At 64.9% G+C, this 14,318-nt stretch carries 16 protein-coding genes; 1 reads left to right on the top strand and 15 read right to left on the bottom strand.

From position 1 onward, the window contains the following. On the top strand, window positions 1–237 hold a 237-nt coding region (locus K309_RS0107165), incomplete at its 5' end, for a TCP-1/cpn60 chaperonin family protein (RefSeq protein WP_029045785.1). 135 nt (window positions 238–372) lie between these two features. On the opposite strand, the gene K309_RS0107160 is transcribed toward K309_RS0107165, so the two are convergent. The 15 genes from K309_RS0107160 to K309_RS0107090 form a co-directional block, all read right to left on the bottom strand. Continuing rightward, window positions 373–1,164 carry a metallophosphoesterase gene (locus tag K309_RS0107160; RefSeq protein WP_029045784.1) on the bottom strand — a complete coding sequence of 264 codons (792 nt, stop codon included), beginning with the start codon at window positions 1,162–1,164 and terminating at the stop codon, window positions 373–375. A 216-nt stretch (window positions 1,165–1,380) separates the two neighbouring features. Continuing rightward, the gene (locus K309_RS0107155) at window positions 1,381–2,352 is read right to left on the bottom strand and encodes a type II secretion system F family protein (RefSeq protein WP_029045783.1); all 972 of its coding nucleotides are present in this window, start codon (window positions 2,350–2,352) and stop codon (window positions 1,381–1,383) included. Window positions 2,353–2,399: 47 nt separating this feature from the next. Beyond that, entirely contained in the window at window positions 2,400–3,377 is a 978-nt protein-coding gene (locus tag K309_RS0107150) for a type II secretion system F family protein (protein WP_029045782.1), read from the bottom strand. A gap of 42 nt (window positions 3,378–3,419) precedes the next feature. Further along, a complete protein-coding gene (locus K309_RS0107145) occupies window positions 3,420–4,784 on the bottom strand; it encodes a TadA family conjugal transfer-associated ATPase (RefSeq protein WP_029045781.1) in 1,365 nt (454 codons plus the stop codon). 34 nt (window positions 4,785–4,818) lie between these two features. Further along, window positions 4,819–6,015, bottom strand: a complete 1,197-nt coding sequence (locus K309_RS0107140) for a CpaE/TadZ family protein (protein WP_029045780.1) — start codon at window positions 6,013–6,015, stop codon at window positions 4,819–4,821. Between the two features lie 22 nt (window positions 6,016–6,037). After that, window positions 6,038–6,496, bottom strand: coding sequence for a TadE/TadG family type IV pilus assembly protein (locus K309_RS0107135; RefSeq protein WP_029045779.1), 459 nt, complete (start codon window positions 6,494–6,496; stop codon window positions 6,038–6,040). Then, window positions 6,493–7,020 (bottom strand): TadE/TadG family type IV pilus assembly protein, encoded by a 528-nt coding sequence (locus K309_RS0107130; protein ID WP_029045778.1) that lies wholly within the window; start codon window positions 7,018–7,020, stop codon window positions 6,493–6,495. Before K309_RS0107130 ends, K309_RS0107135 begins: the two co-directional genes overlap by 4 nt. Before the next feature lie 9 nt (window positions 7,021–7,029). Next, on the bottom strand, window positions 7,030–8,292 hold the full coding sequence (locus K309_RS0107125; RefSeq protein ID WP_029045777.1) for a pilus assembly protein TadG-related protein: 1,263 nt from the start codon (window positions 8,290–8,292) through the stop codon (window positions 7,030–7,032). Between the two features lie 25 nt (window positions 8,293–8,317). Further along, window positions 8,318–8,656 carry a hypothetical protein gene (locus K309_RS0107120; RefSeq protein WP_029045776.1) on the bottom strand — a complete coding sequence of 113 codons (339 nt, stop codon included), beginning with the start codon at window positions 8,654–8,656 and terminating at the stop codon, window positions 8,318–8,320. A gap of 26 nt (window positions 8,657–8,682) precedes the next feature. Beyond that, window positions 8,683–10,560 carry a type II and III secretion system protein family protein gene (locus K309_RS0107115; protein WP_029045775.1) on the bottom strand — a complete coding sequence of 626 codons (1,878 nt, stop codon included), beginning with the start codon at window positions 10,558–10,560 and terminating at the stop codon, window positions 8,683–8,685. Between the two features lie 66 nt (window positions 10,561–10,626). Next, a complete protein-coding gene (gene cpaB, locus K309_RS0107110) occupies window positions 10,627–11,469 on the bottom strand; it encodes a Flp pilus assembly protein CpaB (protein ID WP_029045774.1) in 843 nt (280 codons plus the stop codon). A gap of 50 nt (window positions 11,470–11,519) precedes the next feature. Continuing rightward, window positions 11,520–12,935, bottom strand: a complete 1,416-nt coding sequence (locus K309_RS0107105) for an ATP-binding protein (protein WP_029045773.1) — start codon at window positions 12,933–12,935, stop codon at window positions 11,520–11,522. 76 nt (window positions 12,936–13,011) lie between these two features. Next, window positions 13,012–13,545 carry an A24 family peptidase gene (locus K309_RS0107100; protein WP_029045772.1) on the bottom strand — a complete coding sequence of 178 codons (534 nt, stop codon included), beginning with the start codon at window positions 13,543–13,545 and terminating at the stop codon, window positions 13,012–13,014. 56 nt (window positions 13,546–13,601) lie between these two features. After that, entirely contained in the window at window positions 13,602–13,778 is a 177-nt protein-coding gene (locus tag K309_RS0107095) for a Flp family type IVb pilin (protein ID WP_051320367.1), read from the bottom strand. An 88-nt stretch (window positions 13,779–13,866) separates the two neighbouring features. Then, window positions 13,867–14,052: a Flp family type IVb pilin gene (locus K309_RS0107090; protein WP_029045770.1), complete on the bottom strand. Its 186-nt coding sequence runs from the start codon at window positions 14,050–14,052 to the stop codon at window positions 13,867–13,869. Window positions 14,053–14,318: the final 266 nt, after the last annotated feature.

The following is a 14,318-nucleotide window of genomic DNA, read 5'->3' as shown; positions in this document are numbered from 1 at the left end:
ATCGAAGGCAAGGGCAACTACGGCTACAACGCGGCTTCGGGCGAGTACGGCGACCTGGTCGAAATGGGCGTGCTGGACCCGACCAAGGTCACCCGCACCGCACTGCAGAACGCCGCTTCGGTGGCTTCGCTGATGCTGACCACGGACTGCGCAGTTGCCGAAACGCCGAAGGAAGAGTCGGCTCCGGCAATGCCGGGCGGCATGGGCGGCATGGGCGGCATGGAAGGCATGATGTAATTTGTGCCGACTGACTGCCGGTGGGGTGTGACAACCCAGGCTGGCAGGCTGTTTGAACGAAAACCCCCGCGGGTGTGAGCCTGCGGGGGTTTTTGTTTTGGGGTTATTGCCTGCCTGACGACTAGCGGGGGCCGGTCATACCTCCACCACGTAGCACCAGTCGAAGCACTTGTTTTCCAGCTCGCCCGTGCGCCGGCTGACATAACCCCGCGGATTGCACACCACGCGCGAATCGTCGATGCAATAGTCGAAACTGGTGTGGGTATGGCCATGGATCCACAGGTCCGCCTGCGCCACCAGGTCGGGCCGGCGTGACAGGAACCCGCCGGAGACCAGGTCATGCGAGTAGCGCGGGTCAAGACTGCCCAGGTCAGGGCCATGATGGGTGACCACCACGGTCTTGCCTTTGAAGGGTTGCGCCAGCTGCGCCGCCAGCCAGGCCGAAGCGGCCTCGTGGCGCGCCAGCGCGTCTTCCGGCATGAAATGGCGGGCCTTGCCGTCGCCGTCGCCGCCGCCGACTTCGATCAGCCTGTGGTCCAGCATCACGCCCTCGCAGGCCTGCATCGAATCCTCGCGCCGGTCGGCGCCGAACAGCGTGTAGTCCGTCCACCAGGTCGTGCCCACGATCCGCACGCGGCCACTGGCGCCGTCGAACTCCGCAACGGCGCCGTTGAGCACATGCATGCCGGGATATTCCGCGGCGGCTTCGGCCATCTGCCGGTCGACCGCATCGAAATTGCTCTCGTAATACTCGTGGTTGCCGGGGACATAGATGACGGGCTGCGCGAACGTGCGCGCGGCCCAGTCGATGCCGTCGCGGCCGTTGGCGATATCGCCCGCCAGCACCACGATGTCGGCATCGCAGCCGGGCACTTCTTGCGGCATGTTGTGCTCGATATGCAGGTCGCTCAGGATGCGTAGTTTCATGGGGACTCCGGGGCGATTGGGTCTGGCTGCATCCGCCGCGCCGGCGGCGGGGCAGTGAGTGGCATTCTTAAGAACCCTGGCGCCGCGGTCAAGTCCCTGGCTCGCACGCCCGCCACCGAAGCAAAAAAGCCCGGAACCAGGTCCGGGCAAGGGACTGTCTGGCCGGCGTTGCACCGGGAGACAGCCGGGGGAACCGTTCAGGGTTACCCGTGCGTCCTATCCTCCTTGTCCCGCCATGGTTGGCAACAGGACGCGATAGATCTGGATAAACGCCGGCCCCAGCAGTACCAGCAGCAGCGAGGGGAAGATGGTGAAGATCAACGGGAACAGCAGCTTGAGCGCGATCTTGGCTGCCTGCTCCTCGGCGAGCATGCGGCGCTTGGTGCGCAGCATGTCCGACAGCACACGCAGGGATTCGCCCAGGCTGGTGCCGAAGCGGTCGGCCTGGATCAGCATCGAGGCAAATTTGTCGACGTCTTCCACGCCGGTGCGCAGCGACAGGTTGGACAGCGCTTTTTCCTTGGAGAAGCCGGAGCGCAGTTCCAGCAGCATCAGCTGCAATTCATCGGCCATTACCGGGCAGCGCAGTGCAAGTTCGTCGGCGACGCGCATCAGCGCGGCGTCCAGGCCGAGGCCGGCTTCCACGCACACGGTCAGCAGGTCGATGACGTCGGGGAATTCCTCGAATACCTTGCGCTGCCGCTCGGTGACCTTCCGTGCCAGCACGACGTTGGGCAGGTAGTAGCCGATCGCACCCAGCAGCGCGAGCAGGGCCAACATCGTGTACTGGTCGTCGACCACCCGACTGCCATTCAGCGCCAGCAGCCCGGTCATTGGCAGCACCACCGCCAGCACAGTCTTGGCGCCAAAGTACAGCGGTGCTGCACTGGCGCTGCGCCAGCCGGCGTTGGTGAAGCGCACGCGCAACTGTGAATTTTCCCAGCCTTCCTTGGGCAGGGACAGCCGCGACACCGGTTGTGCCCAGCGCACCAGTCTCTCGGTCCAGGCCTGCTGTGGGCCGGGAGCGGAAGGCGTGCCTGCCTGGCCGGCGAGCTGCTCCACGCGTCCGCGCATGCGGTTTGGTGAGAACGCGTACATCACGGCAAGTACTGTGCCGAATGCCGCCACGAAGACCAGCGCGAGCACGACCAACTGCTCGGCGGGAATACCCCCGATGATGCCTTGCATGATTGACTCCCCTCAGGACCGTTGTGCCGCCGCGGCTTGTTGTTGTCTCATACACGGATGCGGATGATCTTGCGCATCCATATCACGCCGAACACCATCGACACCAGCGCGCCGCCGATCATGCGCCAGCCGATCGGGTCTTCCCACAGCACCTTCATGAAGCCGGGGTTGACCACCATGATCATGCCGCCAGTCGCGAACGGCAGCAGGCCGAGGATCCAGGCGGACAAGCGCCCTTCGGCAGAAAGCACGCGAATCTTGTCGAACAGCTTCAGCCGCTCGCGCACCATGTTGGCGATGGTGTCGAGGATCTCGGCCAGGTTGCCGCCGCTTTCGCGCTGGATCAGCACGGCGATGACAAAGTAGCGCAGGTCACCCACCGGCACACGGATTGCCAGGTTGGTCATGGCTTCGTCCAGCGCAACGCCATAGTTGATCTCTTCGAACGTGGTGCGGAACTCAGGGCCGATCGGGGCCTTGATCTCCTGGCCGACCATGCCCAGCGCACCGCTGAACGAATGCCCGGCGCGCAGCGAGCGGCTGATCATGTCGACGGCGTCCGGCAGTTGCTTTTCCATCTGCTGGAGGCGCTTGACCCGAAGCCGCATTACGTGCAGCACCGGCAGCAGCCCGGCCACGACGGCAATGGCCAGCACCACAGGCATCGGCACCGGCACCAGCGGGATCAGTGCCACCGTGCACAGCACCACAAGCGCGCAGTAGCCCAGCAGTTGCGACACCGACCAGGAGCTGCCGGACTGCTCCAGCCAGCGGTCCACCGAGCCGATGCGCGGCAACCGCATCAGCCACTGCTGCATCCGGGGAGAATCGCTGAGCAGCCGCTTCTTCAGGATCGACAGGCGTTCGGCACTGACATGTCCGCCCGCGGACAACGCACGCAGCCGTGCGTCGATACGCTTGGCGGCGGGGCCGTGGTAGTTGTTCCACCAGAGATAGAGGCCTTCGATGCAGAGCACCACCGCCGCGAACAGCATGATGCCGAAGGCATAGAAGATCGTGCTCATATGTGTCTCCCCCGAGAGAATGTGCCGCGTCGGTGGCGCGGATCACACTTCATAGCGATGCGCCGGATCGTAGGTTTCATCGGGCAGGCCCACGCCGAACACGCGCAGCCGCTCGGCAAACTTGGGGTACACCCCGGTGGCGCGGAAATGGCCGCGCACGGTGCCGTCCTTGTCCACGCCGGAGCGCTGGAAGGTAAATATCTCCTGCATGTTGATGATTTCGCCTTCCATGCCGGTAATCTCCGAGATGCTGATGATCTTGCGTCGCCCGTCGGTCATGCGTGCGGCCTGGACGATCACGGTGATGGCTGAAGAGATCTGCTGGCGAATTGCCTTGGCCGGCATGGTCAGGCCTGCCATGCTGACCATGTTCTCCAGGCGCGTCAGCGCGTCGCGCGGGGTATTGGCGTGGATGGTCGTCAGCGACCCCTCATGCCCGGTGTTCATCGCGTTGAGCATGTCCAGCGCCTCGCCGCCGCGCACCTCGCCCAGGATGATGCGGTCCGGGCGCATGCGCAGTGCGTTGCGCACCAGCGAGCGCTGCGTGATCTCGCCCTTGCCTTCGATGTTCGGCGGGCGGGTTTCGAGGCGCAGCACATGAGGCTGACGCAACTGCAGTTCGGCCGCGTCCTCGATCGTGACCACGCGCTCGTCCTCCGGGATGAAGCCGGACAGGATGTTCAGCAGCGTGGTCTTGCCGCTGCCGGTGCCGCCCGAGACCAGCACGTTGACCTTGGCATGCGCCAGCGCCTGCAGCATCTGGGCCATCGGCGGCGTCAGGCTCCTCAGGTTCACCAGGTCTGAAACCTGCAGCGGATTGACCGCGAAGCGGCGGATCGACAGCAGTGGCCCGTCGATCGCCGAGGGCGGGATGATGGCATTGACGCGCGAACCATCGGGCAGGCGCGCGTCGACCATCGGACTGGTCTCGTCGATGCGGCGCCCTACGCGCGACACGATCTTCTCGATGACCTTCATCAGATGGGCATCATCGTAGAAGCCGATATCGGTGAGTTCCAGCTTGCCGCGCCGCTCGACATAGGTCTGCTTAGCCGTGTTGACCAGAATGTCGGACACGGTCGGATCCTGCAGCAGCGGCTCGAGCGGGCCGAAGCCGAACATCTCGTCATAGATGTCCGACGTCATCTGGCGGCGTTCCGTATCATTGATCAGGATGCGCTCTTCATCGATGATGGCGTCGATCAGCACCCCGATCTCCGTCTTCACCTGCTCCAGCGGATAGCGCGCGAGACGCTCGAGTTCGACCCGGTCCAGCACCGCGTCGTGGACGGTCTTCTTGAAATTCCGGTAGGCCTGCGTGGTGCCATGGCTGCGGGCGGGCGCGGCATGGCCGTTCATTTGCAGCGGCGGGTGTTCCGGCAGGGAAAGCTGTTCGCGGATCGACATGATGGACTCCGGTTCGTGATGCGGTTCAGGCGGTTCAGGCGGCGGTCGACTTCGGGCGCAGGAAGAGCCTGGCCAGGGACGGCTTGGGCGGCTGCGCCCGCCGCTCGGTACCAGTACCCGCGGCAAGCGTGGCGCCGAGAGACAGCAGCGACTTGGCGATGGCGCTGCGCTTCTGTTCCTTGAGAACGGGAACGCCGTGGCCGATCGACTCATCCACCACGACAGGATCATCGGGCAACGCGTGGAAGATCTTCATGCCGAAGACTTCCTCCAGCTTGGCACGCGGCAACTCGTCGCGGCGGCCCTGGCGGTTCAGCAGGATGCGGATCTTGTCCTCGGTGTAGTGCAGCGCGCGCAGGATATCCAGCAGCCGCTTGCCGGTGCGGACATAGGGGATGCTGGGCTGCACGGTCACGCAGATGCTGTGGCTGCGGTCGAAGGCCGCAAGCGACAGTGGGGTGACCGACTGCCCGATGTCGATCAGGATGAAATCGTAGCGCGGGCTGACCACCGAAAGGATATGGTCGATCCTGTCCTTGCGGACCTCGTTGGCCTTGATCGGGTCGACAGCACCGGCCAGGATGTCGAATCCCTCATCGACGCGGGTCATGCAGGCATCGAGGAAGGTATCGTCCATGCGTTCCAGCTGCGAGCACACGTCCGGCAAGGTTGCTGGCGGCGTCTTGTCGGTGATCAGGAAGGCGGTGTCGCTGAACTGGGTGTTCAGGTCGATCAGCAGCACCCGCTTGCGCTCGCAGGCGCTCAGGGTGTAGGCCAGGTTGCCGGCGATAAAGCTGGTGCCGGCACCGCCCTTGCATGAAACCAGCGAGATCACGCGTGCTTCGTTGCGCTCCCTGGGCACGTGGTTTGACTCCAGCCGCCCGAGCGCCTCGCTCAGTTGGCCCTTGTCGAGCGGCCACGGCAGGATGTCGCGCACTCCGGCACGCAGTGCCCGGATCAGGACATCCGGCTGCTGCGCCGACGTCACCAGGATGCAGGGCAGGTCGGGATGCTGCTGGCGCAAGGCTTCGATGCCGAGCATCTGCGTGCCAGCGCGGAAGTCCTGGTCGAGGATGATCGCATCCGCGCTGCGCAGGTGGCTGCCATGCGTGCACAGCGCGGCGGGAGCATCCTGCAGCCGCATGATCTGGAAGGTTCCACAGGCATCCGCCATACGCGAAAGCTCGCCCAACCTTTCAGCATCCTCGGAAACGATCAGAATTCTGAGCATGGTGTGCTCCTGGTTATGCGTGCTAATTGCAGATCTTGCCGCCGGTTGAGGAGTTCAGGCTTTCCCGCGGCAGCGTAGTCGTGAACGAAGGCATGGCCAGCGTGATTGGCACGACCGGAATAAAGGTCTTGACCGAGACGTTGGCCACGCTGACGGTGACCGAGCGGCACGTGCTGCGGGCAGCGTCGGCGTCGGCGTCGCAGCCGCTTGGCTCGTAGCCGATCTGGATATTGGTGGCCTGTAGCTTCGGCATCAGCTTGGTCATCCTCTCCTTGATGGTCGCGTCCTTGGCGTCGCACACTGCGGCGATGCGTGCGCCCAGCCGGGTCGCCTCGCCAGCGGTATTCCAGTAGAACAGCACGCGCGAGAATTCGGCAATGCCGATCAGCAGCATGAAGAAAATGCTGGCAACGATGGCGAACTCGATCGCGGTGGCGCCGGCCTCTTGCCGACACAAGCGGGTGGCTCGAAGCGAAGTCATAGCACTTGCCTCATCACTGTCGCGATATCGGAGAACGCGAGGTTGCCGACCTTGATGTAGGTCTGGATTGGCGAATATGCATAACCCGATATCTTTACCTCGACCAGGTTGATGGTGCCCGCCTGCACGCCCGAACTGTCGCCGTCCTCGTAGATGGGGACGTTGGCGAACTGCTTGCCGCCACAGCCGCTTGCGTCGACACGGTCGCAGACGACCACCATCGAGGTGCTGAGGCCTTTCACCAATACGTCGCCTTCGCAGACCGTCTTGCCATAGACGGCCATGCACTTTGCCTGCGCCACCGGATAGTTAGGCTCGCTGGGCGCATACTGCGACAGGAAGCGTGCGGCGTCGCGCGTGGCCTTGGTCAGGGCGTTGTACTGGTAGATGGCGCGGCCGTACTCCGCAACCCCGCTCACCAGCAGAAGCAACGGCACCAGGACCATTGCGAATTCCACAGCGACCACTCCGCGCCGATTGCGCCGATTGTGCTGACTGCGCCTGCGCTGTCTGCATCGCTCCATGATTCGCTCCTATTGCACCAGCACCGGCACGCGGGGACCAGAACCCGTATCGGAGCCAGGCACACCCTGTGTTGCGCAAGGGCTGGTGGGGTCGTTCGAATTGCCCAGATATTCGAGGTTAACCACATCCTTTGCGCTGGGCTCCTGCATTGGCTGCACCATCAGCATGCAGTTCCAGGAGACCACCTTGGCCAGCTTGGTCGAGGCGAATTCGGTGCAATCCACCATCGGTACATGAACCAGCCTGCGGTCAGCGCCGGCCTTGTGCACCGCCTGTGTCGATTCCGTGCCCTTGGTGGTCAAGCCGCTATTCGCGTCCGTCTGGTATGGCGCGTTGGCTCCTCGCTTCTGGATGAAGTCGGCGTAGGCGTTGCCGCCGTTCGGCGGATTCCATGTGGTGACGCTGTAGGCATAGCCGGTAAAGTCCGGCGTCCCGTCAGTCGGGCCCTTGTAAGAGCCGGTATAGATGCCGAAGCGGGTATTCCACGCCGCGATCAGCGACGCGATATCGCCTGGTTCACCAACTTTGGAACCCACTGCCGGCAGGTCGCACTGTCCGCTTCCGGCAAGCAGGCCCGCCAGCTCGGAAGCACCACCTCCCGGAGGCGACAGGTCAGCCCAGCCAAAACTGCCGGGGCCATACGGATCCTTCGGATCGACCTTGGATTTGATCCAATCGCCCTTGTTGTACGCAGTCTTTGGGGGATTCGAGGTGGGCGGCGTGCAGATATAGACCGGGATGGCACAGGCTGTCTGCGCGCTGGTTGTGGTGGCCACGGCCATTGCGTTCACGGTACTGGGCTGGATGTCGATGCCGGGCAGCAGGTTAAGGATCTGGATGAACCAGTGGGCAATATCCGTGCGCTCGGCGGTGCACTTGACGTACTTCACCTTGTCCAGCGCGTATGGCACGCTGTCCTTGGTGTAGTAGGTGCCGTCAGCGTTGTCGCTGTACGAGACATTGAGATCCTTGACCATTTTCACTGCCTCGTTCTGGAACATGGCAGCATTGCTCGTGCCGGTGGCGAGGCCCGCCGCCTCCGACACGAGCAGGGGTGTGGCCCCCGTGACGTCGCGCGCGGCGGCCAGCGCGCAGGCATCGACGCTGTTCTGCAGCTCGCTCTTGGTCACATAGAGCTTGCCCAGGTCGAGCGCCAGCCCGACGAAGCCAATCAGAACGGCCAGCGACAGACCGACGATGATGGCGATTGCGCCACGCTGCCGCTTGCGCCAGGTCGTCCGTCGGCCCCGGTAGGTGGTAGGGCGTGACATATCGGCTCTCCGTGGTTTGCTCGGATCAGCGCGACCCGCCACCTGACATGCCGACGCCGCCGTAGCCGCTGGCGCCGAAGTCGATCGTCATGGAGGGCGAGCTGCCTTGCGTGCCGTTGGCCAGCGAACGGTCGAAGTTCCTCATCGCAGCCACCGCGGTCTTGCCGTCCGCACCCGTGACAGTGGGCAGCCCCGCAGGCGCATCGGGATTAATGATCTGCATTTGCGTGACCGTGGCGAGTGCGACGCCGCGCTGGCCGTCCCACACCGGCGTCGAGGTCATGCAGGCCGACAGCGTGAGGCAGGCCAGGCTGCCGAGCACCAGCGTGGTGGCGCCGCGCGAAAGGTTGGGCTTCTTGCTCATGATCGTTCTCCTGTGGGCGCGGCGGTTCAGTTGCCGCCCGCGGCGGTGCCGGTGGCTCGTGCCTGTGCCAGGCGCGCGGCGGTGGCTTCGATGCGGGCGATGCGCGCGGCGGTGTCCTCGGCAGGTGGTGCGGCGGCGATATTGCGAGCAGCTGGTTGGGCCGGTTCCGGCGCGCCGGAGCTCCGAGGCATCGCGGTCGCGGCTGCCTGCGCTCCTGACGATCCGGCAGTTGCCGGGGGGTCCAGCGGGCGGCCCGTCGGCACCATCGAGACCGACGTGGGCGTGCCCTCGCTGCGTGGCGCCGTCGGCGGCGTGACAGGTGCGGCGGCCGGCGCGGCAGGCTGCGAGGGGGCCGGCGCGGGCTGCGGCGCGGGCTTGCCACTGCCTTCCATATTGCCCATGAAGTACAGCGACAGCGGATTTGGCGTGGAGAAGCTGTCAGTCGGCAGCGGGTAGTTGTTGGACTGCATCGGCTTGACCAGGCGCGGCGTGATGACGAACACCAGTTCGGTCAGGTCCTGCTGGTACTGCGTGCTGCGGAACAGCGTGCCCAGAACCGGCACCTCGCCCGCACCCGGCAGCGCCTTGAGCGAGCCGCGCGCGCTGTCGGTCAGCAGCCCGCCGATGGCGAAGCTTTCGCCATCGCGCATCTGCACGGTGGTGGAGGCGCGGCGGGTGGTGATGACCGGCAGGATGGTCTGTCCGGCCAGCGTGCCGCCGCGGATCGTGGCACCCGTGGGCGACAGCTCGGACACTTCCGGCGACACCTTCAGGTGGATGCGGCCGTTTGCCAGCACGGTGGGCGTGAACTTCAGACCCACGCCGAACTCTTCTTCCTGCAGCGTGACCGTGCCTGCCCCGTTCAGCACATTGGCCTGCGCCACCGGGATATAGATCTTGCCGCCGGCGAGGAAGCTGGCCTCCTGGCCGCTGATGGTGACCAGGTTGGGCTCGGCCAGGATCTTGACCAGGCTGTCGTTCTTCTGCGCGTCGATGGCGAATTCGAACGGCAGGTTGTTGGCCTTGCTGCCGAAGATTGCCCCCGAAGCGCCGGTCAGCAGCGACGTCACCACACCACCTGTCCAGGAGCCGAAGCCGCCCTGCAGGTTGACCGCGGAACCCAGCTGGTTGAGCAGCGTCTTGGATACCTCGGCCACCTTCACTTCCAGCATCACCTGCTGCGGGCTGTCGACGGACAGCATGTTGAGCACGCCGCCTTTCTTGTCCCCGTTCTTGCCGTCGGTGCCTTGTGCCGCGTTGGCATACGCCTGGGCAATGTCCATCGCCTGCTGGGCCGACTGGGCATTGGTGACGCTGCCGGTCAGCACGAGGTTATCGGCAGCGGTCATCACCCGGATGCCAGGCTCCCCAGGCAGGAGCTGGGCGAGAGACGTCTGCAGGCCGCCGGCATCGGCATTGACCACGACGTTGATGATGGTGCAGGCGCCGCTGCGCCCTTGCACGATCATGTTTGTCGTGCCCACGCTGCGGCCCAGCACGTAGAGCGTCTGGGGCGACACCATGGTCGCCTGCACGACATTGGGATTGCCCAGCGTGCGGTTGCGCACCGGCTCCTGCAGCGAGATCAGCTGCGACTTGCCGACCGGCACCATCACGCTGGATTCGCTGCGGATCGCGCCGACGCAGTTGGGGCCGCGCGCGTCGGCGGCCGGCGCGGGTGCCTGCGCCGAGCTCTGGGCCACCGTGGTCGGGGCGCCTGGCGTCATGCTGATGGTCATCTGCATCGGTGCCGCGGGTGCCTTGGCGGCGGCCGGCGCAGTGGCCTTGGTCACGATGCCCGCCTCCATGGCGGCCTGCGCCGCGGCGGCCAGCGGGGTGAAGAGGATGGCGGCAAGCACCAGGGTACGGGTGCCGCCTGCGGCGTCGGATCTTTTCTGGTTCATTTTGAATCTCCCCCCGGAGAAGCGGTGATGCAGATCAGAATTCGTTGAACGTCGTGCGAGACGCGGTCAGAAGCATTCGACGCCGCCCTGCATGCCTGCCAGCACGCCGATGCAGTTGCCACGCGCGGGCTGCGCTGCGACCGTGCGGGTTTTCACCACGGTGCGTGTGGCCGTCTGGGTCACGACCTTGACGGCCGGCGCTTCGGGTGTCTTGCCCAGCAGCGTGCCCTTGGTGGCGCCGCCAGTGTTGATGTCCGCGACGTCCATCTGGTTGCGCAGCACCAGCGACAGCGTGCCGACACTGCGGGCCACGTCGAGCTTCTCGGCCTGCTCGGGCGTCACTTCCAGCGTGACGGCATTCACCACCTTGGGCTGGGTGTCGTCACGGCTGACCTGTTGCGCTACCGCCAGCACCAGGATCTTCTCCAGCACGATCTTGGAGATGTTGCTGTTCTGGGCGTTGCGCGCTTCTTCATTCGTGTTGACGATCACGTCGACGTAGTTGCCCGGCAGCGCGAAGCCGGCAACACCCACCACGTCGTTGACGCGAACCGTGATTGCGCGCTTGCCGTCATTGATGACCGCGGACAGTCCGCCCTTGGTGCCGATCGGCGCCAGCTTGGCATCGAGGACCGGCTCGCCGCGCTGGAGGCTGGTGCGGATCACGCGGCCCTCCAGTGCTTTCAGGTCCTGGAATGAACCGGGCGGAACGCTGCCTGCCGGCCAACTGACCAGCTGCAGCTGGCTGCCGTTGAGCGGTTGCCCCAGGTTCAGGTCGTTGGCGGCGACCACCACTTGCCTGACTGAGCTCGATGACTGCTGCACCAGCCATCGCGACGCCGACACCACTGCCGCCACGCCGGCGACCAGGGCAATCAGCAGCATCAGGATTGCGCGCATGTTTTTCATGATGACTCTCCCCAGAAATTCCGAATGGTGTCCGCGTTGGCTGCTACCGTTCAGCTCGCGGCGCGATGGTTGTCTGACCAGCGGCGGGCGCTACCTGCCTTTGGCATTCCTTCGGGCGAAGTGCGTAGCCCGTAGTAGCCCTGCCAGGCCGCCACCAGACCTTCCTCGGTAACTTGGGGCGCGGCGCCGTGGTAGTGCACGCCGGAGGCCACCAGGCGCAGCAGGTCTCGCGGGATGCAGGCGAACAGGGGCGTATCGCTGGCGTAGTGCAGGCTGTCGACAAGGAAGTCGAACACGGCTTCACTGCTGGCCAGTCCGTATTCGGCGGCCGTGCGCTGGTACACCTCGCGATAGTCGTCCACCGACAGCGCACCCACGTAGAGCTTGCTGCCGAGCCGGCGCAGGAAGGCATCGTCGCCGAGGGCCGCCGGTTCAAGGTTGCTCGAGAACACCGGCCAGACGTCGAACGGCACAGAGAAGCGCACGCCTGTCTGCAGCGTGAACATGTCGACGTTGCGGTCCAGCGGCACGATCCAGCGGTTCAGCAGGTCGGTGACGCCAACCAGCTGGCGGCCCAGGTCGTCGATGATGTAGATGCCGTTGTTCGCCTTCATGTGCGGCGGCGCCTGGTAGAAGCCGGCGACGGGGTCGTGGCGCAGGTCCAGCATGGACAGCGTCAGCTCTCCGCCGGACAGCACCACCGGGCGGTGGCAGAGGATCCAGCGGCGGTCCAGCGAACGGCGTGCCAGCGAGCCTTCGCTGTCATCGCAGGGAACATGGACCAGCGGGTCGAATACCTGGATGATTTCACCGGCCACGGTAATGGCATGCGGCACCGGCACCGCGCCCGGCAGCAGCATTCCCAGGCGCTGCGCCAGGTAGGTCTTGCCGCTGCCGGCGGGCCCGTAGATCATCAGGGCCCGGCAGGTATTCAGCGACATGCCGATGGCATCCAGCAGGTGGGCCGGGATCACCAGGTCATGGAAGGCCGCGGTGACGTCGGCCTTGGTCACCGATGCCTGGCCGACGGAGTGGCGCTTCACCGCCTGGACGTAAGCATCCAGCGTGACCGGCGCGGCGCCGACGTAGCTGCAGCGCGCCGAGGCTTCGGCCGCGCGGGCATAGCCGGCGTCCGTCAGCCGGAAGCGAACGTCCAGGTCGCTGGCGCCACGGTGGGCGATCTCCAGCAGTCGCTCGCGTACCGCAACGGCGGCGACCTCGTTGACCACGGTGCCCGGCAGTTTCAGCGTGTCAGTCAGCACAGCCAGCGTGACGGTGCGGTGCTGGTAAGCGGCCTTCATCAGCAGGCTCAGCAGCAATGCCACTTCCAGGCCGGTGTCGGCGATGGTGCGAGGCAGGACGTGCCAGGGGGACGGAGGCACCGTGCCGTGGTCGGGGGTATTCCTGGCTGTCGCGACGGGTTCGATGTGCCGCGTGGCGAGATCCGTGTCGTGGTACTCATTCATTGCCTTCCCCCCGTTTGCTGATCTGGTGTCCTGGCGCTTCAAGGCGCGTCGTGCTGCTGCGCTGTCGTATTGGTTTTCATGTGCCGGCAAAGAGCATTGCAAGCGTGCCAGCGGCGATGGCGACGCCGTAGGGTATCGAGCCAGCGGATGCTTCAGCTTCAGGCTGAACCGGCCTCGCACGGCGTTGGATCGCCACGCTGAGCATGTAGCTCACCCTTGAGAAGGTCACCAGCGTTTGTCTGGTGATGAGAAGCTGCACCAGCGCCCACACGCCACCTATCACGCAGGTCGCAAGTGCAACGTTAACGACCATGGCCGCGCCAAGCCAGGCGCCCACGGCTGCCAGCAGCTTGACGTCGCCGGCGGCCATGCCGCGCAGCAGGTAGAAGGGCAGAAACAGGGCCAGGCCCACCAGCCAGCCATACAGCCATGCGAGCGAGCCGGTGGTGAGGCCATGAATGGTCATCTGCACTGGCAGCGCGGCGATCCAGGCGCCGAACGTCAGCCAGTTGGGAATGCGGCGCCGGTCCAGGTCGATGGCCGCGGCGGTCAGCACGATGCCGATCGTGGCAGGGTCTACGAGGGAGGCGAGTGCGGTGGCGGCTTGCATGGCGTATCGGCTTGAAGGTTGGGGGCGAGTTGTCAGAGAATTGCTAGGCGAATGCCTCATGGCATGCTAGTGGCGATCAGCTCGTACATTTCTTTCACTGCGCCGCTGACCTTGAACACCGATCCGATGATGGCCACCGCAATCAGCATGCCGAGCAGTGCGTATTCGATAGAGGAGACGCCTTGGTCGTCTTGCAACAGGTCCTTTACGATCATGTTGAACTTCGAGGACATGGCGTCTCCTGTGTCACTGATGAGGTTCGTACCGCAAGGCGTACGCATGCCCGTAAAGACGGTTATGCGTACACCCGTTGCGTGCTTATCAGCCGTTGGCGGTCTGGAGTTCCGAGCCGATCTTGTCGAAGGTCTTGTCCAACTCCGAGCCGACGAGCTTGACTGCGGCGATGATGACGACCGCAATCAGGGCCGCGATCAGGCCGTATTCGATGGCCGTCACGCCTTCTTCGTCGCGGATAAATTGCTTGAACATGGTGGTCAGGTTTTGCATGATTCACTCCTCTGTTTTGTGAACGTTCACTGCAGGCTGCGGAAAATCGGTTCAAGGGTGGGGCCGGCCTGAGATCTCAGCGCCGGCAATTACGACAACACGGCGGCGCGCAGATAGCACATGCATGGAAGGGCCAGCGCCCGGGACCGCCGCACACGCCCTGCGGGCTGCGCGCCTCCAGCCGGCGTTCGGCCGAAGCGTGCATGCAACGCGCTACGTGATGCGCATGGCCTGCGCGGGTCAGGCAACGGAACGGCACGCTGCCG

This window comes from Cupriavidus phytohabitans (assembly GCF_000426345.1).
In the GTDB taxonomy this organism is placed as follows: domain Bacteria; phylum Pseudomonadota; class Gammaproteobacteria; order Burkholderiales; family Burkholderiaceae; genus Cupriavidus.
The sequence above is the reverse complement of the archived record's forward strand: the minus strand, read 5'-3'. Positions and strand labels throughout refer to the sequence as shown.

Coding starts and splice junctions, on each gene's coding strand:
- K309_RS0107140 (WP_029045780.1), bottom strand. CDS start 6,015: ATGCTCAGAATTCTGATCGTTTCCGAGGATGCTGAAAGGTTGGGCGAG.
- K309_RS0107095 (WP_051320367.1), bottom strand. CDS start 13,778: ATGTCCTCGAAGTTCAACATGATCGTAAAGGACCTGTTGCAAGACGAC.
- K309_RS0107160 (WP_029045784.1), bottom strand. CDS start 1,164: ATGAAACTACGCATCCTGAGCGACCTGCATATCGAGCACAACATGCCG.
- K309_RS0107155 (WP_029045783.1), bottom strand. CDS start 2,352: ATGCAAGGCATCATCGGGGGTATTCCCGCCGAGCAGTTGGTCGTGCTC.
- K309_RS0107115 (WP_029045775.1), bottom strand. CDS start 10,560: ATGAACCAGAAAAGATCCGACGCCGCAGGCGGCACCCGTACCCTGGTG.
- K309_RS0107135 (WP_029045779.1), bottom strand. CDS start 6,496: ATGACTTCGCTTCGAGCCACCCGCTTGTGTCGGCAAGAGGCCGGCGCC.
- K309_RS0107100 (WP_029045772.1), bottom strand. CDS start 13,545: ATGCAAGCCGCCACCGCACTCGCCTCCCTCGTAGACCCTGCCACGATC.
- K309_RS0107090 (WP_029045770.1), bottom strand. CDS start 14,052: ATGCAAAACCTGACCACCATGTTCAAGCAATTTATCCGCGACGAAGAA.
- K309_RS0107120 (WP_029045776.1), bottom strand. CDS start 8,656: ATGAGCAAGAAGCCCAACCTTTCGCGCGGCGCCACCACGCTGGTGCTC.
- K309_RS0107125 (WP_029045777.1), bottom strand. CDS start 8,292: ATGTCACGCCCTACCACCTACCGGGGCCGACGGACGACCTGGCGCAAG.
- K309_RS0107130 (WP_029045778.1), bottom strand. CDS start 7,020: ATGGAGCGATGCAGACAGCGCAGGCGCAGTCAGCACAATCGGCGCAAT.
- K309_RS0107150 (WP_029045782.1), bottom strand. CDS start 3,377: ATGAGCACGATCTTCTATGCCTTCGGCATCATGCTGTTCGCGGCGGTG.
- K309_RS0107145 (WP_029045781.1), bottom strand. CDS start 4,784: ATGTCGATCCGCGAACAGCTTTCCCTGCCGGAACACCCGCCGCTGCAA.
- K309_RS0107105 (WP_029045773.1), bottom strand. CDS start 12,935: ATGAATGAGTACCACGACACGGATCTCGCCACGCGGCACATCGAACCC.
- cpaB (WP_029045774.1), bottom strand. CDS start 11,469: ATGAAAAACATGCGCGCAATCCTGATGCTGCTGATTGCCCTGGTCGCC.